Genomic DNA, 23,314 nt, shown 5'->3' with positions numbered 1-23,314 from the left:
CCTGTTCTGCTTGATCAAACATTTATGATCTCCACGCCCAAAGGGGCGTCTGGAGCGTTGCCGGCAAAAGCGATATTGCTTTGGCCATGATCAAACGTCCCACATATCAGAACATGGTCCAGCGCATCGGCACGGCAAGCCTTCTCCTCGCATTTTTTCTGCCTGCCAGCGCCCAGGCGGCGACCAGCGAATGGATGACATCAACCGGCGGCATGATCCGCATTGTTGCCGCGCCATTGCAAAAGGATGGCACGATCCCGGCGACGCTCGAGGTCAAGCTGAACCCCGGCTGGAAGACCTATTGGCGCGAGCCCGGCGCTAGCGGCATTCCCCCGCAGATCACGCTTGATCCGGCCGAAGGAGTCGTTCTTGAAAAGATCGGCTTTCCCGTGCCCAAGACCTTCGACGACGGGGTGGTGCGCTATGTCGGCTACGACAAGTCAGTCGCCTTCCCCTTGACGCTGAAGCGCCTGCACGGCAAGGGAGACGTGAAGATCCGCGCCTCGGTGTTCCTCGGGATCTGCGAGGACATCTGCATCCCGGTGCAGGGCGAACTGAATCTGACGCTCAAGCATGACGACTTCGACAACCCGCTCGATGCCGCCCGCATCGACGGTGCAGTCGCCGCCCTGCCGGAACCGCCCTCCGAGGATTTCAAGGTGACAACCGCCGTTTATGACGAGCACAAGGCAGCGGTGCGCCTCTCGTTGAAGCTACCGCCGGACACCGGCAAGGAGCACCGCGAACTGTTTCTTGCCGGCGCCTCAGGCGTCTCCTTCGGCAAGCCGGCAATCACTCAGGCGGAAGGTGCGGAGCTAAAGGCCGAGATCCCCGTTCGGCTCTCCGGCAAGGATAAGACGCTGAAGGGAAAGCCGGTCATCCTCACCGTGCGCGCCGGCGGGCGCAGCATGGAAACGACCCTTGCCTTTGATTGATGCGCCTCTATAGTCTTGCCGGTTTCAGGCGGTTGGGTCCAAAAACAATCGCCGGAGACACCCGGACGCACAACTCAAGCCGCGACAACGCCCTGCCGGAACGCCGGTCTGGCCATGCGCGCAACGCAAGGAGAATGCCGTGACCATTGCCGTCGGAGACAAGCTGCCCGCTGCTACCTTCAAGGAAAAGACCGCCGATGGTCCGGTGGAAGTGACGACCGAACAGCTTTTCAAGGGCAAGCGCGTCGTGCTCTTTGCCGTGCCGGGCGCCTTTACCCCCACCTGCTCGCTCAACCATCTGCCCGGCTATCTCGAAAACCGTGACGCGATCCTGTCGCGCGGTATCGATGATATCGCCGTGGTTGCCGTCAACGACCTGCATGTCATGGGTGCCTGGGCGACATCGTCGGGCGGCATGGGCAAGATCCACTTTCTCTCGGACTGGAATGCCGCGTTCACCAAGGCACTCGGCATGGATATCGATCTGTCCGCCGGCACGCTCGGCGTCCGCTCCAAGCGTTATTCGATGCTTGTCGAAGACGGCGTGGTGAAGACGCTCAATCTTGAGGAAAGCCCGGGCCAGGCGACCGTATCGGGCGCCGCCGCGATGCTGGAGCAGCTCTAGGCTTAGACGTCACTGCGAATGAAAAACGGGCCATGCGGCCCGTTTTTCATTTTGCGAGAGGATCCGGACGGCGCCCCTTCTTGTAGGGCTCCATGCCCTTGCGGGCGAGTTCGTCGGCGCGCTCGTTTTCCGGATGGCCGGCATGGCCCTTAACCCAGTGCCAGGTGACTTTATGGCGGCGGTTGGCCTCGTCCAGCGCCTGCCAGAGTTCGCCGTTCTTCACCGGCTTCTTGTCCGCGGTCTTCCAGCCGTTTTTCTTCCAGCCGTGGATCCACTTGGAGATGCCGTCCATCACATATTTGCTGTCGGTATGCAGGTCGACCTCGCAGGCGTTCTTCAGCGCATCCAGCGCCGAGATCGCCGCCAGAAGCTCCATGCGGTTGTTGGTCGTTTCCGCCTCGCCCCCGCACATATCCTTTTCCACCTCGCCGTAGCGCAGCACCGCGCCCCAGCCGCCCGGCCCGGGGTTGCCCGAGCAGGCGCCGTCCGTAAAAATATCAACGTGTTTCATGCAGAGGTCTCTTCGATCCGGAGGCCGTATTCGGCGCTGGAAACGATCGCCCGGTGGAACCGGATCTTGGTCAAATATTCGAGCGGATCCTTCTTCACCACCAAGGCGCCGGCCGGCGTCATCAGCCAGTCGTAGAGGCGCGTCAGGAAGAAGCGCAGTGCCGAACCGCGGCAGAGCAGCGGCAGGGCTTCGACCTCATCCGCCGTCAGCTTGCGCACGCTCTCATAACCCGAAAGCAGCGCCATGCCCTTGGTGATATTGTAGGAGCCGTTCTTTTCGAAGCACCACGAGTTGAGGCAGACCGCCACATCGTAGGCGAGATAATCGTTGCAGGCGAAATAGAAGTCGATCAGGCCGGAAAGCTGGTCGCCGAGGAAGAAGACATTGTCGGGGAACAGATCGGCATGGATGACACCATCCGGCAGCGATTTCGGCCAATGGCTCTCGAGATGCGCAAGCTCGGCGGAAATCTCGTCCTTAAGGCCGGTCTGCACCTCGTCGGCGCGCGCCTCGGAATTGACCCATAGCGGCCGCCAACCGCCGACCGAAAGCGCATTGGTGCGCCTCAGGTCGAAGCCCTGGCTAGCGACATGCATCTCAGCCAACGCCCTGCCGACCTCGCGGCAATGCTTGGCCTCCGGCTTGCGAAGCCACATGCCTTCGAGGAACGAAATCATGGCGGCCGGACGGCCGGACAATTCGCCCAGCAGTTCGCCGTCGGAGCGCGGCAGGGGCAGCGGACAGGAAAGCCCGCGATCGGCCAGATGATGCATCAGCCCCAGGAAGAACGGCAGGTCACCTGCGTTCACCCGCTTCTCGTAGAGCGTGAGGATATAGGCGCCCTTTGTCGTGTGCAGCAGGAAGTTGGAGTTTTCGACCCCCTCGGCGATGCCCTTGTAGGACGTCAGCTGGCCGACGTCATAGGCCTCGAGAAAGGCGCTCAGGTCGTCTTCCGTGATATCGGTGTAAACTGCCACGGTCGTTCACTTTCAAATGCGGGCAAGATATGCGGGTTATTCGCCGTTGACGAAGGCCATGTCGGCGGCGGTCAGCGGCACGTGCCGGATCTCGCGGTTGACGAGGAAGTTCTCATTTTCCTCGACGGTGTCGGCAAGTTCAACGACGGCGTCGTAGCGCTCGCGGAACGCCTCGATGATCTCGTTGACGATGACCTCAGGCGCCGATGCGCCGGCAGACAGGCCGACGGTCGAGATTTCGCCGATCGAATCCCAGTCGATTTCCGCTGCCCGCTGCACGAGAACGGACTTTTTCGCGCCGGCTTTCAGCGCCACTTCGACCAGGCGCTTGGAGTTCGACGAGTTCGGCGCACCGACAACCAGGAACAGATCGCAGCCGGGTGCCGCCTGCTTGACCGCTTCCTGGCGGTTGGTGGTGGCATAGCAGATCGAGTCCGCAGCCGGCGCAGTCAGATTGGGGAAGCGCTCATGCAGCCGCTTGATGACCCCGGCAGTGTCGTCGACGGAGAGTGTGGTCTGGGTAACAAAACCGAGATTTTCCGGATCCGGCGGCATATAGACGTCCGCATCCTCGATCGTCTCGACGAGCGATACCGCGCCTTCCGGCAGTTGCCCCATGGTGCCGATGACTTCGGGGTGACCGGCATGGCCGATCAGCACCACGTGGCGGCCCAGCCGGTTGTGGCGCATCGCCTGCTTGTGCACCTTAGAGACCAGCGGACATGTGGCGTCGAGATAGAAGAGATTGCGTGTATCGGCATCCGCAGGCACCGATTTCGGCACGCCATGGGCGGAAAACACCACCGGCTGCTTGCGATGCTCCGGCGGGATCTCGTCGAGTTCCTCGACGAAAATGGCACCCTTGGCTTCCAGCCCTTCGACCACATAACGATTATGCACGATCTCGTGGCGAACATAGACCGGCGCGCCGAATTCCTTCAGCGCCAGGACGACGATCTGGATCGCCCGGTCGACGCCGGCGCAGAAACCGCGCGGCCCGCAAAGGCGAATGGTGATCGGGGATTTTGCCGCGGATGATGCCATGGATCAGGATGCCAGTAGAACGAAAACAAGGGCTGCAATCGCCGGGCCGCCCTGGATCAACAGGATGCGCGGCTTGACGGACCACGCGCCATATATAGCGGCAACGATCACGCACACAAGGAAGAACACCTTCAACTCGAAGGCAAATGACGCCTCCGGCTGCAGAAGAGACCAGAAAAGACCAGCCGCGAGAAAGCCGTTGTAAAGCCCCTGGTTGGCGGCGAGCACCCGGGTCGCTTCCGCCTGCTCCACCGTCATGCGGAACACCGAACGTCCCTCAGGCCTCGTCCACAGAAACATCTCCAGCACGAGAAAACCGAGATGCAACAGCGCCGTCAGCGCGATCAGGATCGTCGATATCAAACCCATTCCACATGTCCCCCAACTGCGTCGGTCAGGGATAGCACGGCGCTACAGCCTGTTTCCTTAAGTCCTATTCGATTTAAGGATAAAAACATGCAGCAAATCAAAGTGCTACAGCGACCTTTGCGATAATAAGACGCGCGGCGCTGTAGAGGCCCGCCTATGGCTTGCGCCGCATCAGAAAAACGCCGCTGACGACGACCAGGGCTCCGGCAAGACCGTACCAGGTCAGCGCGTATTGCAGATGGCTGTTCGGCAGGTCGAACTGGGTAACGCCGCCGATCGGAAGCCCACCCGGATTGGGCGTAGCATCGGCGTCGACGAAGAACGGTACGACCTTCTCGGCGGGAAGCCCGACCGAAGATGCCATCGTGTCGAGGTCCTTCCAGTAAAAGATATTCTTGGCGAGGTCATTGTCCGGGACCAGCGACGACGGCTTTTCGGCGAGCTTCGGCCTTGCGAGGCCATGGATGGCCACGGACGCCGGAAGCTCGCCCGCGAGACGGGTCGACGAATCCTTCAGTTCGAAGGGAACGAAACCGCGGTTGACGAACAAGGCACGGCCGTCCTCGATATTCAGCGGCGTAAAGACATAGTAGCCGGTGCGACCGTTGTAGGTCGCGAAGAAGTGCCGCTCCTTGCTGTGGTCGAAGGTGCCGGAAACATTGACGGTGCGATAATCGATATCGCCGCCTTCGGCTGAAATCTTTTCGACCTCGGCAAGCGTCACCGGCGGCGCCGACCGCCGTTCAGCGATCGCTTGAAGCAGGCCCTCTTTCCAGTGCAGCCGCTGCATCTGCCAGGTGCCGAGCGAAATGAGGATGGCGAAGACGATAGCGAGCACGGCGAATGCGCCGAGGCGCGCAACAAGGCTGCCCTTCTTCCTGGTCTCGATCTCAGCCACGGTCGATCTCGCCGGGCCGCGCGTTGTTGCGATACTGCAGGTTGATAAGGATGCCCTTCAGCATGCGCGTCAGGCCGAGGCTGAGCACGATCGCCAGCGGTATCCAGAGCAGGAAATGCAGCCAGAGCGGTGGATTGAGGTTTACCTCCATCCACAGTGCCGCACCGACGACGATGAAGCCGACAATCAGGATGACGAAGACGACAGGACCATCGCCGGAATCGGCGAAACGATAGTCGAGATCGCAGCTGGCGCAGGCGGGCTTTACCGTCAGGAACCCATCGAACAGCTTTCCCTGGCCGCATCGCGGGCAATGGCCTTTGATACCTGCCATGACCGGGTCGACCGGCGGATAGAGGGCTTTGTCGTCACTCACGGATTGATCTCGATCGGGGTGTTGTTGGGAACCAGGTCCCAGATTTCATCCATTTCGGCATTCGTAACCGCAATGCAGCCGTCCGTCCAATCGAACATCTGCGTCATAAACGCCAGCCAGCCGAAATAATTGCGCTGGCCGTGGATCATGATCATGCCACCGGGGTCGACGCCCTTAGCTGCCGCTGCCTTGATATCCTCGGGTCTCGGATAGGAGACGTGCATCGACAGGTGATAGCCGCTCTTGTCGTTGCGCCAATCGAGGACATAGAGGCCTTCCGGCGTTCGCCGGTCACCTTCGCGTTCCTTGTGACCGATGGGATTGCCGCCAAGAGCGACCGAATACTGGCGCAGCATCTCTCCACCCCGGTAGAGCTGCAGGATGCGCTTCTCCTTGTGCACCACCACGCGGTCGGCCGGATCGCCGGCAGAGGCTGAAAAGCATCCTGCCAGAAGCCAGGCCGTCGTCACCGCAGCCACGCGAATATTCATGTCGGCTCGCCCCATCGATTCCGCCGTAATGCAAACAAAAAATAAGGCGGCTGCATGGTCGCAGCCGCCTTATCGAGAAGAGCTTGCGCTCAAATCTTCTTACATGTGAGCGACCGGCGCGCCCCAACCACCCCAGATGTAGATGGAGAAGAAGAGGAACAGCCAGACGACGTCAACGAAGTGCCAGTACCAGGCCGCCGCTTCGAAGCCGAAGTGCTGCTTCGGCGTGAAGTCGCCACGCAGCGCGCGCAGCAGGCAGACGAGCAGGAAGATCGTACCAACGAGAACGTGGAAGCCGTGGAAGCCGGTCGCCATGAAGAAGGTCGCGCCGTAGATCGAGTCCTTGAAGGCGAACGGAGCGTGAGCGTATTCGTAGGCCTGGACGTAGGAAAACAGCACGCCGAGCACGACCGTCAGCGACAGGCCGTAGACGAGGCCCTTGCGGTCGTTGTGGAGCAGTGCGTGGTGCGCCCAGGTGACCGTCGTGCCGGAAAGCAGCAGGATGACGGTGTTGTAGAGCGGCAGATGCCAGGGGTCGAGAACCTCGATGCCCTTCGGCGGCCAGACACCACCGGTGAAGGCGGCGCGGGTTGCCTGAATGGCTTCGCCCGGGAACAGGCTGGCGTCGAAGTAGGCCCAGAACCAGGCGACGAAGAACATCACTTCCGAAGCGATGAACATGATCATGCCGTAGCGCAGGTGCAGCGAGACGACGCGGGTGTGGTGACCCTCGTGCGCTTCCTTCACCGTGTCCGACCACCAGCCGTACATGGTGTAGAGAACGACTGTGAGGCCGATGAAGAAGACCCACGGATTGGCAAGGTCAGCGCCGAACAGCTTGAAGGAGCCGCCCGAGAGATAGCGCATGTAGCCGACACCGCCGAACGCCATGACGAATGCGCCGATCGAGGCAAGCAACGGCCAGGGGCTCGGGTCGATGATGTGGTAGTCGTGATTCTTCTGATGTGCATCGGCCATGTCAGTAATCCCCGATAGGTCTTTCTCTTGTCGCCCTTTCGGCATAGCCGAAACGGGCCTCCAGTCAAAGTTTGTTCTCAGTTTCGCCCGTCTTCACCTGTGCGACCGGCTTCGACGGCTCGCGTGGGTAGAAGGTGTAGGAAAGTGTCAGTGTCTTGATGTCCTTGGTCTCTACCGCCTTGACCATGTCCGGATCGACGAAGAATACCACCGGCATCTCCATCTCCTCTCCCGGCTGCAGTGTTGTCTCGGTAAAGCAGAAGCATTGAACCTTGTTGAAATAGGCACCGGCCTGCATCGGCGTGACGTTGAACGTCGCCTGCCCGGTCGTCGGCTTCGACGAAAGGTTCTTGGCGCGGTACATCACCTGTACCGTCTCGCCGATCCGCACATCGATGTCGCGTTGAACCGGCCTGAACTCCCACGGCAGGCCGCCGGAGGTATTGGCGTCGAAGGTCACCTTGACCTTTTCGTCGAGAATGACATCCGATGCCTGCTCGACGCGCTGCGTCGTGCCGTTATAGCCGGTGACGCGGCAGAACATGTCATAGAGCGGCACGGCCGCATAGGCCATGCCGGTCATGCCGACGACGAAGGCAATGCAAGTACCGACGATAGCGCCGTTGGAGCGCTGCTTCTGCTGAGGGTCCTGAGAGGTCGTCATATCGCGCTTCCCTCAGTTGACCATGCCGTTGCCGAACTTGATCAGCGTGACGACGTAAAAGAGGACGACCAGGCCAGCCAGCACGATACCGAGCGCAATGTTGCGGCCGCGGCGGGACTTCTTCTGGGCTTCGTTCAGCTTGACGGTTTCCATCAGGCAACACTCCCGGCATTCAGCCAGATATTGACGATCAGGTGATCCGCCATCAGGGCGGAGAAGATCACGAACAGATACATGATCGAGAAGGCGAAAAGCTTCTTGGCGGGCAGCATGCGCTCATCCGCCTCAGGCATGCGCAGCACGCCGATCGAATACCAAACGAAGCCCAGGCCTAGTGCCGCTGCAACCGCGCCATACCCGATGCTCGCAAAACCGAGCAAGGTGGGACAGATGCCGATCAGGGCCGTCAGGACTGCATAGATGACGATCTGCTTCTTGGTGGTTGCCTGGCCGCAGACGTTGGGCAGCATCGGCACGCCGACGGCGCCGTAGTCGCCCATCTTGAACAGCGCCAGCGCCCAGAAATGCGCTGGCGTCCACAGGAAGGTGATGAGGAACAGGACGATGCTTTCCACCGATACGCCGCCGGTCACGCACGCCCAGCCGATCATCGGCGGGAAGGCACCGGCAGCACCGCCGATGACGATGTTCTGCGGCGTCGAGCGCTTGAGCCACATCGTATAGATGACGGCGTAGAAGAAGATGGTGAAGGCGAGCAACCCGGCTGCGAGCCAATTGACGGCGAGCCCGAGGATGATCACGGAAAAGGCGGAGAGCGTCAGGCCGAAGGCGAGGGCTTCCTCGGGCAGGATCTTGCCTGCAGGGATCGGGCGCTTGGCCGTGCGGGTCATGACCGCGTCGATGTCGGCGTCATACCACATATTGAGCGCGCCTGAGGCGCCGGCGCCAACAGCGATGCACAGGATGGCGATGAAACCAATGAAGGGATTGATATGTCCGGGTGCAAGCACGAGGCCTGCAAGCGCAGTGAACACAACGAGCGACATGACGCGGGGTTTCAGAAGCTCGAAATAATCGCGTGCAGAGGCCTCGGACAGGCGCGGTGCACCACCCCTGCCAACTGCTTCGTGATTGTCGATGACCGTCATGTCTCGTCCTTGATCGTCTTTTGCCCATACGGGCCGTCTTTTGCCGGTTCTCCGGCGGGGTGAAGCCGCCGGGATCGGCGGCTTCTGTTTCTTTCCCATCACTTGATGCGCGGGAGTTGTTCCCACTGGTGGAACGGCGGCGGCGAAGACAGCTGCCATTCCAGCGTGTTCGCACCCTCGCCCCACGGATTGTCGCCAGCGACGCGCTTCTTTGCGAAGGCTTCAGCGACACAGAAGAGGAAGATCAGCACGCCGACGGCTGCGATGTACGAGCCGTAGGACGACACCATGTTCCAGCCGGCATAGGCATCCGGATAGTCGATGTAGCGGCGCGGCATGCCGGCGAGACCCAGGAAGTGCTGCGGGAAGAAGATCAAGTTCACACCGATGAACATGACCCAGAAGTGCAGCTTGCCGAGGAACTCGGAGTACATGTAGCCGGTCATCTTCGGGAACCAGTAGTACCAGGCAGCGAAGATCGCGAACACGGCGCCGAGCGACAGAACGTAGTGGAAGTGAGCAACCACGTAGTAGGTGTCGTGCAGCGAACGGTCGAGACCGGCGTTGGCGAGCTGAACGCCCGTGACACCACCGACGGTGAACAGGAAGATGAAGCCGATCGCCCAGACCATCGGGGTCGTGAAGCGGATCGAACCACCCCACATCGTCGCGATCCACGAGAAGATCTTCACGCCGGTCGGAACAGCGATAACCATCGTCGCGAAGACGAAGTAACGCTGCGTGTCGAGCGACATGCCGACGGTGTACATGTGGTGCGCCCACACGATGAAGCCGACGGCGCCGATCGCGACCATGGCGTAGGCCATGCCGAGGTAGCCGAAGATCGGCTTACGCGAGAAGGTGGAAACGATGTGGCTGACGATGCCGAAGCCCGGCAGGATCAGGATGTACACTTCCGGGTGACCGAAGAACCAGAACAGGTGCTGGAACAGGATCGGGTCGCCGCCGCCTTCAGGCGCGAAGAAGGCCGTGCCGAAGTTGCGGTCGGTCAGCAGCATGGTGATGCCACCTGCCAGAACCGGCAGCGAGAGCAGAAGCAGGAAGGCGGTGATCAGAACCGACCAGGCAAACAGCGGCATCTTGTGCAGCGTCATGCCCGGAGCGCGCATGTTCAGGATCGTGGTGATGAAGTTGATCGCGCCGAGGATCGACGAGGCACCGGCGATGTGCAGGCCAAGGATCACAAGATCCATCGCCGGCCCGGGCATGCCTGATGTCGAGAATGGTGGATAGATCGTCCATCCGCCCCCCGCACCATAGGCGCCTGCCGGACCTTCGACGAACATCGAAAGCAGAACCAGCAGAAAGGCCGGAATGATCAGCCAGAAGGAGATGTTGTTCATGCGCGGGAACGCCATGTCCGGCGCGCCGATCATGATCGGAACCATCCAGTTGGCGAAGCCCCCGATCAGCGCCGGCATGACCATGAAGAAGATCATGATGAGCGCGTGCGCGGTCGTGAACACGTTGAACATGTGCTTGCCGCCGTCGATGGCAGCATCGCCCTCGAAGCCGTAAACCATCTGCGCCAGACCGTGGAAGATCTGGATGCCCGGTTCCTGCAGCTCGGCGCGCATGAACACCGACAGCGTGCCGCCGATGATGCCCGCGATGATCGCGAAGATCAGGTAGAGCGTGCCGATGTCCTTGTGGTTGGTTGACAGAAACCAGCGCTGAAAGAAGGTCAACGGCTTGTGCGCGTGGTCTGCGTGACCATGATCGGAGTGATCATGGCGTTGGTCGTGATGAGCGGCTGTTCCAGCCATGGGTCGAGCTCCCCTTCCGATTACTGTGCGGCGTTGGCAGCGACGTCAACGGCCTTGGCCGCGCCGTCGATGGACGCCATGAGCGCCTTGTTCGCATCGCCGATATTGGTTGCGGCGGCAGCGAGCCAGGCGTCGTATTTTTCCTGCGAAACAACGCGGATGGCGATCGGCATATAGGCGTGGTCCTTGCCGCAGAGCTCGGAACACTGGCCGTAATAGAGGCCTTCGCGGTCAGCCTTGAACCAGGTTTCGTTCAGGCGGCCGGGAACGGCATCGATCTTAACGCCGAAGGCAGGCATTGCGAAAGCGTGGATGACGTCGGCAGCCGTGACGAGCACACGAACGGTCTTGCCGACCGGAACGACGACTTCGTTGTCGACGGCGAGCAGACGCGGGTATTCGGCCTTGTCTTCCTTGCCGAGACCCGCACGATCTTCTTCCTTCATCAGCAGACTGTCGAAGGAGAGCGGGCTTTCGCCGACTTCATATTCATAGGACCAGTACCACTGGTTGCCCGTCGCCTTGACCGTCAGGTCCGGATTCTGCGGCGGCGTCAGCTGCGCGGTCAGAAGCTGGAAGGACGGGATCGCCAGGAATAGCAGGATGATGACCGGACCAACGGTCCAGACAACTTCGATAGCGGTGTTGTGGCTGGTCTTGGAGGGAACCGGGTTGACGCTCTCACGGAATTTGACCACCACGACAATCAGCAGCAGGAGGACAAAAAGAGTGATCGGAATGATGAACCACAGGGTATAGTGCTCAAACCACGTGATCTCTTCCATAATGCCCGTCGCAGCCGTCTGAAAGTTCGTCTGCCAATCGACAGGCTTGTCAGCGAAGGCGCTCGAAGCAAAAAGCAGACAGGCAAGCGCTGCCATAACTGCATAAGCCTTATTTTTCACAATATGTCTCCCCAATGCGCTTGATCAGGATCAAACCGGAACGCAGAATCCCTGCGATACTGCAGCGCTTCAAACCACAGTTTGCCCAACGCCGCAACATCTGTGCAATCAACCCCATGCGGCATTTTTGCACAAATGCGACTTTTCTCACAGGCACCCCTCGGAACCCCCAGCGAATCGACTTATATGTCCCGGTCTGCGCCACTGACGGCGCTATCACGCCACATCAGCGCGACAATGGCGCTCCGCGAGCCCAATTTCCGCCATATGGCGCTGGAATGTACCCCACAGGGCTTTTCATTTTCTCCCGCGCGCTTCAAGAATAGCCCTGATGATTCGACGTTTTGAGGTTTACATGGGCCTGCCCCTTTTCTCCCGACTGTCGGCTCTTGCCGCTCTCGGATTTGCCGTCCTCGCCCTTCCTACGGCGAGTGCTGCCCAACAACCCGCTGGCGCGCCCGGAACGGTCAAGTCCAACCATGGCGCATGGTCGATCGTCTGCGATCAGCCGGCAGGTGCGTCAACCGACCAATGCGCCCTGATGCAGAACGTCATCGCCGAGGACCGGCCGGAAGTCGGCCTCTCGGTCGTCGTGCTGAAGACCGCCGACCGCAAGGCGAAGATCCTGCGCGTTCTGGCGCCGCTCGGCGTGCTGTTGCCGAACGGCCTTGGCCTCAACGTCGACGGCAAGGATATCGGCCGCGCCTATTTCGTGCGCTGCTTCTCCGACGGCTGCTATGCCGAGGTCGTGCTCGAAGACGAACTGTTGAAGACCTTCCGTTCCGGCGCGACGGCAACCTTCATCGTCTTCCAGTCGCCGGAAGAAGGCATTGGCATTCCGGTCGACCTCAAAGGCTTCGGCGAAGGCTACGACGCCCTGCCGTGATGGCACTCGCCACAGACCGATTTTCAAAGCCGCGCCTCGTGCGCGGCTTTTTCGTTTCGAACACCAAGAACCGCGCAAAAAAAGCAAAAGCCCGGATGTTCGTCCGGGCTTGCGAGGTGTGCAGACGTGCAATCGCTCAGCGTCAGATGATGTCTGTCGCGGCGATCTTGATGCCGAAGCCTTCGAGGCCGACATAGTGGCGCTCGCGTGAGGCGATGAGCCGGATGGAGCTGATGCCGAGATCCTTCAGAATCTGTGCGCCGAGGCCGATCTCCAGCCACTCGCTTTCACGAGCCTGCGCCTCGTCATGGGCTTCGCGTTCATGCTTGCCCTTGCGGGCGGTCTGCGACACGCCGACGCCGACCGAGCCTTCGCGCAGATAGACGATGACGCCCCTGCCCTCTTCGGCCATGCGCTTCATGATCCGGTCGATCTGGCAGTCCTTGCCGAAAACGTCGGCACCGACATTTTCAAGGTGCAGGCGAACCGGAATGTCGACGCCGTCGCGGATGTCGCCGAAGACGACGGCGAGGTGTTGCATCGGATCCCAGGGGAGCGAGTAGGAATGTCCCTTGGCCATGCCGTAGGGTGTCTCGATGTCGAACGAACCGCCCTGCTCGATCAGCGTTTCCTTGCGCTGACGGTAGGCGATCAGGTCGGCGACGGAAACCTGCTTCAAACCGTGCTTTTCGGCAAACGCGCTGACCTGCGGGCCGCGCGTGACGGTACCGTCGTCATTGACCAGTTCGCAGATGACGCCGATCGGCGGCAGGCTTGCGAGCTTGCAGAGATCGACGGCCGCCTCCGTGTGGCCCGAGCGCATCAGAACGCCGCCTTCGCGGGCAACCAGCGGGAAGATGTGGCCCGGCCGCACAAAATCGGTCGGGCCGACATTGGGGTTGGCAAGGTTGCGCACCGTCAGCGTGCGATCGTCAGCGGAGATGCCGGTTGTCGTGCCGTGTTTGAAGTCGACCGAGACGGTAAAGGCGGTGGTGTGCGCCGAGTCGTTCTCTGCCACCATGGCATTGAGATTGAGGCGCTTTGCCTCTTCGCGCGGCATCGGCGTGCAGACGATGCCCGAGGTGTGGCGCACGATGAAGGCCATTTTCTCCGGCGTGCAATGGACCGCGGCGACGATCAGGTCGCCTTCGTTCTCACGGCCGCCATCGTCGGTGACGACGACAATCTCGCCGGCTTCGAAGGCACGGATGGCATCAACGACACGCTTCTGGTCATAGGACATCTTGTTCTTCCCGAATTACTTACAGCGGCGCGCCTGTCTAGGAGCGCAAGGGTCGCCGTAACACTTTGAGTTGCTGCATAATTTTGCCCTTAAATCGATCCCGATTTAAGGAGTTATGCAGTAAGCCGGCCGGTCTGGCCGCGGTCACGCAGGTAGTGATCCGCAATCGTGCAGGCAACCATTGCCTCGCCGATCGGCACGGCGCGGATGCCGACACAGGGGTCATGACGTCCCTTGGTGCGCACATCCACCTCGTTACCGTCACTGTCGATCGAACGACGCTCGGTGAGGATAGAAGAAGTCGGCTTGATCGCAAAGCGGGCGATGACCGGCTGGCCGGTCGAAATGCCGCCAAGGATGCCGCCGGCATTGTTGGACAGGAAGACCGGCTTGCCGTCTTCGCCGATGCGCATCTCGTCGGCATTTTCCTCGCCGGTAATTTCGGCGGCGCCAAAGCCGTTGCCGATCTCGACACCCTTGACGGCGTTGATCGACATCAGGTTTGCAGCGATGTCCTGGTCGAGCTTGGCGTAGATCGGCGCACCGATGCCGGCCGGCACGCCCTCGGCCACCACTTCGACGACGGCGCCGATGGACGAGCCGGACTTGCGGATGCCATCCAGATATGCCTCCCAGACGGGCACGATCGCCGGGTCCGGTGCAAAGAACGGATTGTTGTTGACCTCGGCCCAATCCCAGTTGGCGCGGTCGATCTTGTGCTTGCCGATCTGGACGAGTGCAGCGCGCACGACCAGCCCCGGCACCACCTTGCGGGCGATGCCGCCGGCAGCAACGCGCGCCGCCGTTTCGCGCGCCGACGAACGGCCGCCACCGCGGTAATCGCGAATACCGTATTTGACGTCGTAGGTGTAGTCGGCATGCCCCGGGCGATAACGCTTGGAGATCTCCGAATAATCCTTCGAACGCTGGTCGGTGTTTTCGATCAGCATCGAGATCGGTGTGCCGGTGGAAATCATCGTCTCACCGTCCTCATCCAGCATCACACCGGAGAGAACCTTGACGAGATCGTCCTCACGGCGCTGCGTGACGAAGCGTGACTGGCCGGGTTTGCGCTTGTCGAGCCAGGCCTGAAGTTCGCCGAGCGTGAAACGAATGCCGGGGGGGCAGCCGTCCACCACACAGCCAAGCGCCGGGCCGTGGCTTTCGCCCCAGGTGGTGACGCGGAAGAGGTGACCGAAGGTATTGTGCGACATAAGGCAACCGAACTCTGAGAAGCAACGGACGTACATGTTTCATGTACGGGCGCCCCTCTCTTAGTGCAAAGCCGGGACAGGGGGAAGTCTTTCCGACCACCGCTTAGGCACGTCGCGATCTTTCAGATCAACCCGTTGCGCTTCAGTTCTCTTGTTCCTGGGCGTGTCGCGCGAAACCGCGGCATATTTTTGCGGGACATATATCGGGAATTTGCAAGCGCCTCAGGAAGCGAGTCTCAACCCCCGATCTGTCGCAAATGCCAAGAAGTTCTCTGCGCTCAGCGGCTTCGAGAAGGCATAGCCCTGCAGCAGATCGCAGCCGAGAATGCCGAGCATCTCGGCATGTGCCATGGTCTCGACCCCTTCTGCCACCGTCTCGATGCCGAGCGAGCGAGCGATATCGATGATCGACCGGATCAACGCCTGTTCGGTGCGGGCGCCGAGAACCGGGACCACGAGCTGCCGGTCGATCTTCAACCGCTTCGGCTTGATCTTGAGCAGGCTGACGATAGACGTATGGCCCGTGCCGAAATCGTCGATCTCGATGTCGATACCGAGCTTCTTGATACCCTCGATATTGGCGGTGACGATGTCGTCGCTTTCATCGAGGAAGATCGACTCCACCAGCTCGAAGGAAATCTGCCCCGGCACGATGCTCAAGCCTTCGAGCGAGGCGAGTAGCCGCTCGTCCTGCAGGCGCTTGGCCGAGACATTGACGGAGATCTTCGGCACCCGCAGACCGGCAGCCGCCCATCGCATCTGGTCGGCCAGCGATTTCTCCAGGACGAGGCGGTCAAGCGCCGCGGTGACGTTCAGTTCATCGGCGATCGCCAGGAACTTGTCCGGCGTCAGAATGCCCTGGCGCGGATGGCGCCAGCGGATGAGCGCTTCCACACCGGAGAGTGCCAATGTCGAGGCGTCGAACTGCGGCTGGTACCAGGGCACGAACTCGTCGCGCTCGATGCCTTCGAGGATTTCATCGGCGACGCGCTTGGCGGTGACGACTTCAGCCTGGAGCATCTGGGTAAAGAACTGATAGCGGTTGCGGCCGTTTTCCTTCGCCCGGTAGAGCGCCATGTCGGCATTGACCAGCAGCTTGCGTGCGTCGGCATGCGCCTGGCGGGCCACGGCGACGCCGATGCTGACGCCGAAGCGACAGGGAAATCCGTTGTAATCGACGGGCTGGCGCATTTCCGCGATGATCCGATCGCAGAGCGCCGCAAGTTCGGCAGCGCCCGGCGCGCCGGTGACGACGACGACGAATTCGTCGCCCCCGATGCGCGCCACCATGTCACCCGGCGCCATGTTGGAACGCAGGATCTCCGACGCATGAACCAGCATCGCATCGCCGGCCGCATGGCCGAGCGTGTCGTTGATCTGCTTGAAACGGTCGAGGTCGATGTGAAGGATGGCAATGCTCTGGAGCGCATCGGTGTTCTGGCCGGTCAGACGCTCAAGCGCCTTGTCCAGCATCCGGCGATTGCCCAGGCCCGTCAGCGGATCGTGCAGCGAATTGTGCTCGATGCGGATGCGTGCCTGTTCGAGCTCGGCATTCTTGGCGTCGGCCATCGCCTTGGCGGCGCGCAATTGCTCGGTCATCACCACGTCGTCGGTCACATCAAGCGCGATGCCGACCAGTTTCCTGCGCCCCTCCGGCGAGACATGCAATTTGCCGACCGAACGAATGTGGCGGACAGCGCCCTCCGTCAGCACCACGCGGGCCTGGTGTACATAGGTTTCGCGCGCGCCGATCGCCGTGTTGACCGCCGATAGCGCGGATCCGCGATCGTCGGGATGCAGCGCGTTGAGCCATGTCGCTTCGTTCGTTGCGCCGTCGGTGTAGACCAACCCGTAGAGCTGGTGCATGCGCTCGTCCCAATAGGTGACGTTGCTGTCGAGATCCGCTTCCCACATGCCGCAGCGATAGCTGTCGAGCGCCAGATCGAGCCGACGCGACAGCTTTTCCAGATCCTGCTCGCGCTCGTAAAGCCCCATGAGGGCCTGCTCGAGCTCCAGGTTCTGCTGGTCAACCTGGGCCTTGGCAGCCCCAAGCCTTTCATTCTTGAGCACGTCATCGGTGACATCCCAGCTGATGCCGGTGATCTTGGACCGGCCATCAACCCCCTGATGGCCGGAGCCGACATTGCGGATATGGCGTATGCTGTCGTCGGCCAGCACGACCCGATACTGCGAGCGGTACTCCAGGCCCTCATCAAGGCTGCGGAAGAGCGCGTTGGCGGCGATACCGACATCATCCGGGTGCACGGTCGAGCGCCATTCATCGTAGGTCGGCTCGTCATCATGGACCGTAAGCCCATGCAGATGGAACATGCGATCGTCCCAGGAGCGCTCCTGCGTGGCCTGGTCGATCTCCCATATGCCGATCTTGGAAGCTTCGAGCGCCAGGTTGAGACGATGCGAAAGCGTCATCACCTCGCCTTCGCGCGCCCGGAGCTTGGCGATGTTGCGCTGGCGCTCGTTGACCAGCCCGCCGGCCAGCAGAATAGGAATGACAACGACGGCGACCGCCGCCGCGATCGCCAAGCGCAGGTCCCTGCTGTTTTGGGGCAACTTTTCCCAGCCGCCGATCGGTGTCGCCGCCAACTCCCAGACACCACCAGGCAGAGTGAGCTGGCGTTTGGCCGGTGCCATTCGAAACACACTGTCGTCACCGAAGAAGGCATCCTGGATACGCTCCGGTTCCGACACGTCGCGGATTGCGAGATGCACGTCGACATGACGGTGGTCGCCGGTGAATTCCGGCGTTTCGACACCTTCCTCAAGCAGGCGGGCGGATCGGTAGAGAGCCCTTTCATCGAGGATTGCTTCAACGTAGCCCCATCGCTCCATGCGCCCCTGGATCTTGGCGAAGACCGGCAGGAAGAGTTCAAAGCCGTTGCGCCCGCTCGGCAAACGGATCGGCCCGATCATGACCGGTTTTACCGTGGACGATGCGCGCTCAACGGCGCGGCGAGTCGCCCCGAATTTGTTGAAGTCGGTGCCGACGAACCATTGCTGGCTTTCGCGCGGAAAGGCGATGCGAACAACGCCGCCCGGGGCCGCCGACGCACGCACCATTTGCGGATTCTGCAGCAGCAATTTGGTCGACATGATGGTGAAATCATCGGCGGTCATCTCGGGATGGACACCAATGCTGTTGGCGAAACCGTTGAGGGCCGCAATATTGGTATTGACCTCCGACTGGAGGCGATTGGCAATGAGGTTCAGTTCATTCTCGACGTCGATCCTGAGATCACTGCGGGCGTTTTCGCGGTTTTGGCGCTCATAGACATGGCCGCCGCTAAAGACGACGATGCCCGCGATGGCGGCCGGTATCAGCGACGGTTTCGCAAATCTGGCTGCCGCCCGAATGCGTTGGCGCAGAACGTCAACAATCTTCACTCTATTCCCCTCGATCCCCAACCGAAGGTAGCGATCGAGTCTTAAGATTGGCTTTCGTCACATTTCTTTGGAAAACCCTACAATTCATGGGGATACAGTGCTGATGCACCGCCGGCTCAGCCGGCGGAATGCTTGAAAACTGCACGTTTGGCGTTCAGTCTCCATCAACCGGCCGGGCATCCCCGAAATGGAGGGAAAGCCTGTCAAAAGCTACGGTGCAAGGCAATTTTTGCCACAATCGGGGATCAAAGGGTGATGACAAGAATAATCGCAGATACATTGAAAAGGGCAAGAAAGATGCGTTTTGTCATTGCCGCGCTCATGGCTACCGCCGGCTTGCTTGCGCCTTTGTCGGCCGTTGCCGAAAGTGCCGATGTAGAGGCCGTTATTACCGGGGTCGATACCGATCGCCTCAGCCTTCAGCTCGACGACGGCAAAAGCTATCAGGCGCCTGAAGAATTCAATTTTGAAGGTCTCACCGCCGGCGTCAAAGTTCTCGTGTTCTACACTGAGGTCGACGGCAAGCGCGTGATCAACGATCTGGAAATCGTTCAGTAAGACTATTTAAGAACCCAAGTCCCGCCCCTTGAGGGGCGGGTGTGCTGACCCGGCTTCGTCAGAGCTTTCCAGGAAAGGTGCGAAGCGGTTTTCCGTCAGGAAATGCGTGGAAACAAAAAGGTAGAGCATTTCTACCGGTCCGTTCAGGACGGAAGCCTCAGATCCAGCCGATGGAATTTCCGGCAATCCGCAACAGACGATCCTGCGGGATGGCAGCAGAAGCCGCCTCATCTTCGTCCATCTCACCAAAAAGCTTGAACAGCGCACGGATGACGCCGCCATGGCTGACGCAGACCGTCGGCTTGCTCACGTCCTTGAGCCATGCGGCAATCCGCCAGGACAGGATCTCGTAGCTTTCGGCATCATTGCCGGGCGGGATGAAATCCCATTTCACTTTGCGTCGCTCGGCGATGCGCTCCGGCACGGACCGTTTCAGCTCCGGTAGCGTAAAACCTTCCCAATCGCCGAAGGAGACTTCCTTCAGCCGGTCGTCGGTGCGGTAAGCGGTGGGATCAAGACCCATGGCCCGGCGAAGGCGCTCCATCGTTTCGCGGGTGCGACCGAGGGGGCTCGCGACGAAGTCGAACTGCGCGGCGTCGGCGCCGAGGATGGCACCAAGCGCAAGCCCGTTTCCGGTCGCCTGCTGGCGGCCGGTATCGTTGAGAGGGATGTCCTTCTGCCCCTGGAGGCGGCTTTCCGCATTCCAGTCCGTTTGTCCGTGACGGATCACATAGATCAGCACAACATTTCGCTCCGGGCAGGAGGCTGTTCGGGCCGGTCGGCGGCGCCGATCAATCCTTGATGACGGAGATATCCGGAGCGTCTACCGCCTTCATGCCGACGACATGGTAGCCGCTGTCGGCGTGGTGAACCTCACCCGTGACCGAGCGCGACAGGTCGGACAGCATGTAGAGGCCGACATCGCCGACTTCCTCGATGGTGACGGTGCGACGCAGCGGTGCGTTGTACTCGTTCCACTTCAGGATGTAGCGGAAGTCGCCGATACCGGAGGCGGCCAGTGTCTTGATCGGGCCGGCAGAGATCGCATTGACGCGGATGTTCTTCGGGCCAAGGTCGACCGCCAGGTATTTGACGCTCGCTTCGAGCGCGGCCTTGGCGACACCCATGACGTTGTAGTTCGGCATGACCTTTTCGGCGCCGTAGTACGTCAGCGTCAGCATCGAGCCGCCGTCCGTCATCAGCTTTTCAGCGCGCCGGGCGACCGAGGTGAAGGAATAGACCGAGATCTGCATCGTCTTGGCGAAGTTTTCCGGCGACGTGTCGACGTAGCGCCCGGTCAGTTCGTCCTTGTCGGAGAAACCGATCGCGTGAACGACGAAGTCGATCTTGCCCCAGTGCTTTTCAAGCGTCGAGAAAACCTCGTCGATGGTGGCTTCGTCGCTGACATCGCAGTGGCCGGCCATGAAACCGTCGATTTCCGCCAAGAGCGGCTCGACGCGCTTCTTCAGTGCATCACCCTGATAGGTCAGAGCAACTTCGCCGCCCTGGCCATGGATGGACTTCGCGATCCCCCATGCAATCGAACGGTTGTTCGCGACGCCCATGATGACGCCACGCTTGCCCTTCATCAAACCCGATGCCTGAGCCATGCATTGTCCCCAATACTATCTGCCGGCATCGACGATGGCCGACGCCAGACTTCACAAAATTCAAAAACGCCAGATCTGCGCTGTCAGCGCGCGTGCGGCAAATTGTCGAGAATTGCCTATGGCATAGCCGCTCCGGTGGTTCAAGCGCGGCCGGGATCAGGAACTGTTAGTCCCCGTAATATTGGTTCAGTGTGTCAGCAAACCGTCACAAATAAAAGCCGTCGCGCAGCGATTTCATGAGGTCGGTGACCTTGTCATCAGGCGTGTCGCGCAAAATGAGCCGCAACTCGACCAGCAGATCGCCGCGCGCGCCATAGGCACCCGGCAGCCCGAAGCCGTCGACGCGAATGACCTTGTCCGACCCGGACCAGGCCGGAACGACAACGGTCGCCTCACCGATCGGCGTAGCGATGACATGCTCGCAGCCCAGCACGGCGCTCTGCAGATCGACGGACAGTGTCGTGAACAGATCGAGTCCACTGGTTCGGAAATCGCCGCTCTGGTCGACGCGCAGGGTGACGACGACGTCGCCGCGTGTCATGCGGGTGACGCGATAGCCCTGCTCCGCCAGGCGGATCGTCTGTCCGTCGACGGCACCCGGCGGTATCTGGACCTTGAAGGTTTCACCGTCGGGCAATTCCAAGGACAGGCGTTGACGATCGATCAAGTCCTGGATGGTGACGGTCAGATCGACAGCGAGATCTGGAACCTTGTCGGCGGGTTTGGCCGCCCGGCCGCGAATGCGTCTGACGATGGCGGCCACCAGCTCGGCGGCGGGTGCTGCGGCACGCTGCATCAGCGGCGGCTCCGTCTTGGCGACCGCCTCCTGCTTCGGCTCAGTGACAGGCTCGGGTTTCGGCTCGGGGGCAGCGGCTGGCCTTTCGGGTGCTTTGGCCGCTGCCGGCTTCGGCGCGGGCCTGGCGGCGCTGGTACGGCTCTCTGTGCCGAAGATCCGCGAGACCGCCTCTTCGGCGGTTTCCGCATCGACCGGCTGCTCCTCCGGCTCGGGGCCGCGCATCTTCGCCTTCATCGCCTCCATGCGGCGCAGCTCGGCTTCGCGCCGGGCATAGTCGTAGCGGCTTCTCAGCTTCGGGTCGCGCAGCAGCTCGTAGGCCTTGCCTGCTTCGGCAAAGCGCTCGGCGGCAGTCGGGTCGTCCTGATTGTGGTCGGGATGGATGGCCTTGGCGACCGAGCGCCACGCCGCCTTGATTTCGTCCTGACCGGCGGTGCGCCGGACGCCGAGAATTGCATAGGGATCACGCATGGCTTGCTACCATCTTCTCTGATCGGCGGCCTCTCCCGGATGCCCGCCTTATGCCTCAAACCGGGGATCAAGTGCTGTGGCACGTCCCGTTCAGCGGCGAGGATGGGCAGAACTTGCTAAATATCGGTTAGCCGGGGCGACGACGGAGCAGGTCAAAACGACGATCGAACCGTTCCTGCCGCGGTTTGCCGAAACGTGGTTAACGCAGGATTTCAGGAGCGCGGACCGAAGCTGGTGAGATACCACTCGCCATCGCTGAGCTTGCAGGTGCTGCCGTCGAACTTGGCAATGCCCTCATAGGAATGGCGGGTCGTGGTGAAACGACGGCAAAGCATGCCGCTGGCGTTGTCTTCCTGAATGCTGCTGATGACGCCGGCGCTGCCGGACGTGGCGTTTGCCCAGGGAATAGGGTTGAGCGACCCCTGCCCGAGTTCGGCTGAGGTCACGGCGTTGCGAATCAGGACCGCATCGGAAAGGCCGTCGGAGGTTTTGGCAACGGGAACGGTACCGGTTGAAACGGTGCGATCGACACCACTGCCGAACATGTCGAGGCCGGCTCCCATGCAACCGGACATAATGAGCACGGGCAGGCAAATTGCCGCGCCACGCATCACCGAGAAGGAATACCCCTTCTTGCCATCGATCCACTTTGCTATGTCTTGCACGGCAATCCTGTCAGACTCGCAAGAGCCGCACGTTTCCCGAGGAAGTCAACAAGCAGGCTCTGACATTTTCGATGCGGAAACACCGCTCGGGCTCATCCCGAAGCGTTTCCGCGCCAGACATCACGGCGTTAGAAGGCAATATGGCGGTGAATGAGTTAACAAGCGGTGACTTCACGGAAGCAAATGAGCCCTTTTCCCTTTTCGGCACATGGCTGAAAGACGCGGAAGGCAGCGAGATCAACGACCCGAATGCCGTGGCGCTGGCGACCGTCGACCCCGACGGGTTGCCGAATGTGCGCATGGTTCTGCTCAAGGATTTCGACGAGCGCGGCTTCGTCTTCTACACCAATTTCGAAAGCCAGAAGGGCCGCGAAATTCTCGGCGCCCGCAAGGCCGCCATGTGTTTCCACTGGAAATCGCTCCGGCGCCAGGTACGGCTGCGCGGGCCTGTCGAAATCGTCTCGGAGGCCGAGGCGGACGAATATTTCAAGTCGCGACCGCGCGGCAGCCGCATCGGCGCCTGGGCTTCGAAACAGTCCCGTCCGCTCGAAAGCCGCTTCGCGTTGGAAAAAGCGGTTGCCGAATACACGGCCCGCCATGCGCTTGGCGAAATCCCCCGTCCGGAATACTGGTCCGGCTTTCGCATCCGCCCGACCTCGATCGAGTTCTGGCACGACCGGCCATTCCGACTGCACGACCGCCTGGAGTTCCGTCGCGAGACACCGGAAGGTGGCTGGGAAAAGGTGCGGATGTACCCATGATGGACGCGGTAGGCGGCGGCTGGAGCATTTCCAGGAAAAGTG

Annotated in this window: 25 protein-coding genes; 5 read left to right on the top strand and 20 right to left on the bottom strand. The window is 61.0% G+C overall.

Annotated features, from left to right (window positions below):
• Positions 1-86 precede the first annotated feature (86 nt).
• Together ASD52_RS15930 and ASD52_RS15925 are read left to right on the top strand one after the other, a co-directional pair.
• A complete protein-coding gene (locus ASD52_RS15930; protein WP_025426185.1) occupies positions 87-935 on the top strand; it encodes a protein-disulfide reductase DsbD domain-containing protein in 849 nt (282 codons plus the stop codon).
• A gap of 139 nt (positions 936-1,074) precedes the next feature.
• Positions 1,075-1,560: a peroxiredoxin gene (locus tag ASD52_RS15925; RefSeq protein ID WP_025426184.1), complete on the top strand. Its 486-nt coding sequence runs from the start codon at positions 1,075-1,077 to the stop codon at positions 1,558-1,560.
• 46 nt (positions 1,561-1,606) lie between these two features.
• Here ASD52_RS15925 and rnhA read toward each other — a convergent pair whose 3' ends face one another.
• The 13 genes from rnhA to coxB all read right to left on the bottom strand — a co-directional run bounded on the left by rnhA (position 1,607) and on the right by coxB (position 11,669).
• Positions 1,607-2,071 carry a ribonuclease HI gene (gene rnhA / locus ASD52_RS15920; RefSeq protein ID WP_025426183.1) on the bottom strand — a complete coding sequence of 155 codons (465 nt, stop codon included), beginning with the start codon at positions 2,069-2,071 and terminating at the stop codon, positions 1,607-1,609.
• Entirely contained in the window at positions 2,068-3,048 is a 981-nt protein-coding gene (locus tag ASD52_RS15915) for a homoserine kinase (protein WP_025426182.1), read from the bottom strand. The genes rnhA and ASD52_RS15915 overlap by 4 nt, the downstream gene beginning before the upstream one ends.
• Positions 3,049-3,084: 36 nt before the next feature.
• Complete coding sequence (gene ispH / locus ASD52_RS15910; protein ID WP_025426181.1) at positions 3,085-4,092, bottom strand: 4-hydroxy-3-methylbut-2-enyl diphosphate reductase; 1,008 nt, start codon at positions 4,090-4,092, stop codon at positions 3,085-3,087.
• 3 nt (positions 4,093-4,095) lie between these two features.
• Complete coding sequence (locus ASD52_RS15905) at positions 4,096-4,461, bottom strand: DUF1304 domain-containing protein (protein WP_025426180.1); 366 nt, start codon at positions 4,459-4,461, stop codon at positions 4,096-4,098.
• Positions 4,462-4,615: 154 nt separating this feature from the next.
• Positions 4,616-5,299 (bottom strand): SURF1 family protein, encoded by a 684-nt coding sequence (locus ASD52_RS15900; RefSeq protein WP_239637574.1) that lies wholly within the window; start codon positions 5,297-5,299, stop codon positions 4,616-4,618.
• Positions 5,300-5,351: 52 nt separating this feature from the next.
• Positions 5,352-5,735 carry a DUF983 domain-containing protein gene (locus tag ASD52_RS15895; RefSeq protein ID WP_025426178.1) on the bottom strand — a complete coding sequence of 128 codons (384 nt, stop codon included), beginning with the start codon at positions 5,733-5,735 and terminating at the stop codon, positions 5,352-5,354.
• On the bottom strand, positions 5,732-6,226 hold the full coding sequence (locus ASD52_RS15890) for a L,D-transpeptidase family protein (protein WP_057211512.1): 495 nt from the start codon (positions 6,224-6,226) through the stop codon (positions 5,732-5,734). The genes ASD52_RS15895 and ASD52_RS15890 overlap by 4 nt, the downstream gene beginning before the upstream one ends.
• Positions 6,227-6,325: 99 nt before the next feature.
• The gene (locus ASD52_RS15885) at positions 6,326-7,204 is read right to left on the bottom strand and encodes a cytochrome c oxidase subunit 3 (RefSeq protein WP_025426176.1); all 879 of its coding nucleotides are present in this window, start codon (positions 7,202-7,204) and stop codon (positions 6,326-6,328) included.
• Between the two features lie 64 nt (positions 7,205-7,268).
• Positions 7,269-7,868 carry a cytochrome c oxidase assembly protein gene (locus ASD52_RS15880; RefSeq protein WP_025426175.1) on the bottom strand — a complete coding sequence of 200 codons (600 nt, stop codon included), beginning with the start codon at positions 7,866-7,868 and terminating at the stop codon, positions 7,269-7,271.
• Between the two features lie 12 nt (positions 7,869-7,880).
• Positions 7,881-8,021 carry a hypothetical protein gene (locus tag ASD52_RS39335; RefSeq protein ID WP_025426174.1) on the bottom strand — a complete coding sequence of 47 codons (141 nt, stop codon included), beginning with the start codon at positions 8,019-8,021 and terminating at the stop codon, positions 7,881-7,883.
• Complete coding sequence (locus tag ASD52_RS15870) at positions 8,021-8,977, bottom strand: heme o synthase (RefSeq protein WP_025426173.1); 957 nt, start codon at positions 8,975-8,977, stop codon at positions 8,021-8,023. Before ASD52_RS15870 ends, ASD52_RS39335 begins: the two co-directional genes overlap by 1 nt.
• Before the next feature lie 98 nt (positions 8,978-9,075).
• The gene (gene ctaD, locus ASD52_RS15865; RefSeq protein WP_025426172.1) at positions 9,076-10,764 is read right to left on the bottom strand and encodes a cytochrome c oxidase subunit I; all 1,689 of its coding nucleotides are present in this window, start codon (positions 10,762-10,764) and stop codon (positions 9,076-9,078) included.
• 20 nt (positions 10,765-10,784) lie between these two features.
• Positions 10,785-11,669, bottom strand: coding sequence for a cytochrome c oxidase subunit II (gene coxB, locus ASD52_RS15860; RefSeq protein ID WP_025426171.1), 885 nt, complete (start codon positions 11,667-11,669; stop codon positions 10,785-10,787).
• A 355-nt stretch (positions 11,670-12,024) separates the two neighbouring features.
• Between coxB and ASD52_RS15855 the strand changes: the two genes are divergently transcribed.
• Positions 12,025-12,555 carry an invasion associated locus B family protein gene (locus ASD52_RS15855; RefSeq protein WP_025426170.1) on the top strand — a complete coding sequence of 177 codons (531 nt, stop codon included), beginning with the start codon at positions 12,025-12,027 and terminating at the stop codon, positions 12,553-12,555.
• A 142-nt stretch (positions 12,556-12,697) separates the two neighbouring features.
• Here the strand turns inward: ASD52_RS15855 and ribB are convergent, their stop codons facing one another.
• The 3 genes from ribB to ASD52_RS15840 form a co-directional block, all read right to left on the bottom strand.
• On the bottom strand, positions 12,698-13,798 hold the full coding sequence (gene ribB / locus ASD52_RS15850; RefSeq protein WP_025426169.1) for a 3,4-dihydroxy-2-butanone-4-phosphate synthase: 1,101 nt from the start codon (positions 13,796-13,798) through the stop codon (positions 12,698-12,700).
• 113 nt (positions 13,799-13,911) lie between these two features.
• Positions 13,912-15,012, bottom strand: a complete 1,101-nt coding sequence (gene aroC / locus ASD52_RS15845) for a chorismate synthase (RefSeq protein WP_025426168.1) — start codon at positions 15,010-15,012, stop codon at positions 13,912-13,914.
• Between the two features lie 222 nt (positions 15,013-15,234).
• The gene (locus ASD52_RS15840; RefSeq protein ID WP_057221513.1) at positions 15,235-18,414 is read right to left on the bottom strand and encodes an EAL domain-containing protein; all 3,180 of its coding nucleotides are present in this window, start codon (positions 18,412-18,414) and stop codon (positions 15,235-15,237) included.
• Positions 18,415-18,711: 297 nt separating this feature from the next.
• Here ASD52_RS15840 and ASD52_RS15835 point away from each other — a divergent pair, with 297 nt between their 5' ends.
• Positions 18,712-18,972 carry a DUF1344 domain-containing protein gene (locus tag ASD52_RS15835; RefSeq protein ID WP_025426167.1) on the top strand — a complete coding sequence of 87 codons (261 nt, stop codon included), beginning with the start codon at positions 18,712-18,714 and terminating at the stop codon, positions 18,970-18,972.
• Between the two features lie 157 nt (positions 18,973-19,129).
• On the opposite strand, the gene ASD52_RS15830 is transcribed toward ASD52_RS15835, so the two are convergent.
• The 4 genes from ASD52_RS15830 to ASD52_RS15815 all read right to left on the bottom strand — a co-directional run bounded on the left by ASD52_RS15830 (position 19,130) and on the right by ASD52_RS15815 (position 22,511).
• Positions 19,130-19,714, bottom strand: a complete 585-nt coding sequence (locus ASD52_RS15830) for a histidine phosphatase family protein (RefSeq protein WP_025426166.1) — start codon at positions 19,712-19,714, stop codon at positions 19,130-19,132.
• A 49-nt stretch (positions 19,715-19,763) separates the two neighbouring features.
• The gene (fabI, locus tag ASD52_RS15825; RefSeq protein WP_025426165.1) at positions 19,764-20,582 is read right to left on the bottom strand and encodes an enoyl-ACP reductase FabI; all 819 of its coding nucleotides are present in this window, start codon (positions 20,580-20,582) and stop codon (positions 19,764-19,766) included.
• A gap of 205 nt (positions 20,583-20,787) precedes the next feature.
• The gene (locus ASD52_RS15820) at positions 20,788-21,846 is read right to left on the bottom strand and encodes a DnaJ C-terminal domain-containing protein (RefSeq protein WP_025426164.1); all 1,059 of its coding nucleotides are present in this window, start codon (positions 21,844-21,846) and stop codon (positions 20,788-20,790) included.
• A gap of 212 nt (positions 21,847-22,058) precedes the next feature.
• Positions 22,059-22,511, bottom strand: a complete 453-nt coding sequence (locus tag ASD52_RS15815; RefSeq protein ID WP_025426163.1) for an RT0821/Lpp0805 family surface protein — start codon at positions 22,509-22,511, stop codon at positions 22,059-22,061.
• Between the two features lie 140 nt (positions 22,512-22,651).
• Between ASD52_RS15815 and pdxH the strand changes: the two genes are divergently transcribed.
• Entirely contained in the window at positions 22,652-23,272 is a 621-nt protein-coding gene (pdxH, locus tag ASD52_RS15810) for a pyridoxamine 5'-phosphate oxidase (RefSeq protein ID WP_025426162.1), read from the top strand.
• Positions 23,273-23,314 lie beyond the last annotated feature (42 nt).

This window comes from Ensifer sp. Root142 (assembly GCF_001426785.1).
Classification (GTDB): Bacteria; Pseudomonadota; Alphaproteobacteria; order Rhizobiales; family Rhizobiaceae; genus Ensifer; species Ensifer canadensis.
This window is presented reverse-complemented; position numbering and strand designations above follow the sequence as displayed.

Bases quoted from the DNA above. Each gene is read 5' to 3' on its own strand.
- pdxH (WP_025426162.1), top strand. From the start codon at position 22,652: ATGGCGGTGAATGAGTTAACAAGCGGTGACTTCACGGAAGCAAATGAG.
- ctaD (WP_025426172.1), bottom strand. From the start codon at position 10,764: ATGGCTGGAACAGCCGCTCATCACGACCAACGCCATGATCACTCCGAT.
- aroC (WP_025426168.1), bottom strand. From the start codon at position 15,012: ATGTCGCACAATACCTTCGGTCACCTCTTCCGCGTCACCACCTGGGGC.
- fabI (WP_025426165.1), bottom strand. From the start codon at position 20,582: ATGGCTCAGGCATCGGGTTTGATGAAGGGCAAGCGTGGCGTCATCATG.
- ASD52_RS15890 (WP_057211512.1), bottom strand. From the start codon at position 6,226: ATGAATATTCGCGTGGCTGCGGTGACGACGGCCTGGCTTCTGGCAGGA.
- ASD52_RS15870 (WP_025426173.1), bottom strand. From the start codon at position 8,977: ATGACGGTCATCGACAATCACGAAGCAGTTGGCAGGGGTGGTGCACCG.
- rnhA (WP_025426183.1), bottom strand. From the start codon at position 2,071: ATGAAACACGTTGATATTTTTACGGACGGCGCCTGCTCGGGCAACCCC.
- ASD52_RS15930 (WP_025426185.1), top strand. From the start codon at position 87: ATGATCAAACGTCCCACATATCAGAACATGGTCCAGCGCATCGGCACG.
- ASD52_RS15835 (WP_025426167.1), top strand. From the start codon at position 18,712: ATGCGTTTTGTCATTGCCGCGCTCATGGCTACCGCCGGCTTGCTTGCG.
- ASD52_RS39335 (WP_025426174.1), bottom strand. From the start codon at position 8,021: ATGGAAACCGTCAAGCTGAACGAAGCCCAGAAGAAGTCCCGCCGCGGC.
- ASD52_RS15885 (WP_025426176.1), bottom strand. From the start codon at position 7,204: ATGGCCGATGCACATCAGAAGAATCACGACTACCACATCATCGACCCG.
- ispH (WP_025426181.1), bottom strand. From the start codon at position 4,092: ATGGCATCATCCGCGGCAAAATCCCCGATCACCATTCGCCTTTGCGGG.
- ASD52_RS15855 (WP_025426170.1), top strand. From the start codon at position 12,025: ATGGGCCTGCCCCTTTTCTCCCGACTGTCGGCTCTTGCCGCTCTCGGA.
- ribB (WP_025426169.1), bottom strand. From the start codon at position 13,798: ATGTCCTATGACCAGAAGCGTGTCGTTGATGCCATCCGTGCCTTCGAA.
- ASD52_RS15905 (WP_025426180.1), bottom strand. From the start codon at position 4,461: ATGGGTTTGATATCGACGATCCTGATCGCGCTGACGGCGCTGTTGCAT.
- ASD52_RS15820 (WP_025426164.1), bottom strand. From the start codon at position 21,846: ATGCGTGATCCCTATGCAATTCTCGGCGTCCGGCGCACCGCCGGTCAG.
- ASD52_RS15880 (WP_025426175.1), bottom strand. From the start codon at position 7,868: ATGACGACCTCTCAGGACCCTCAGCAGAAGCAGCGCTCCAACGGCGCT.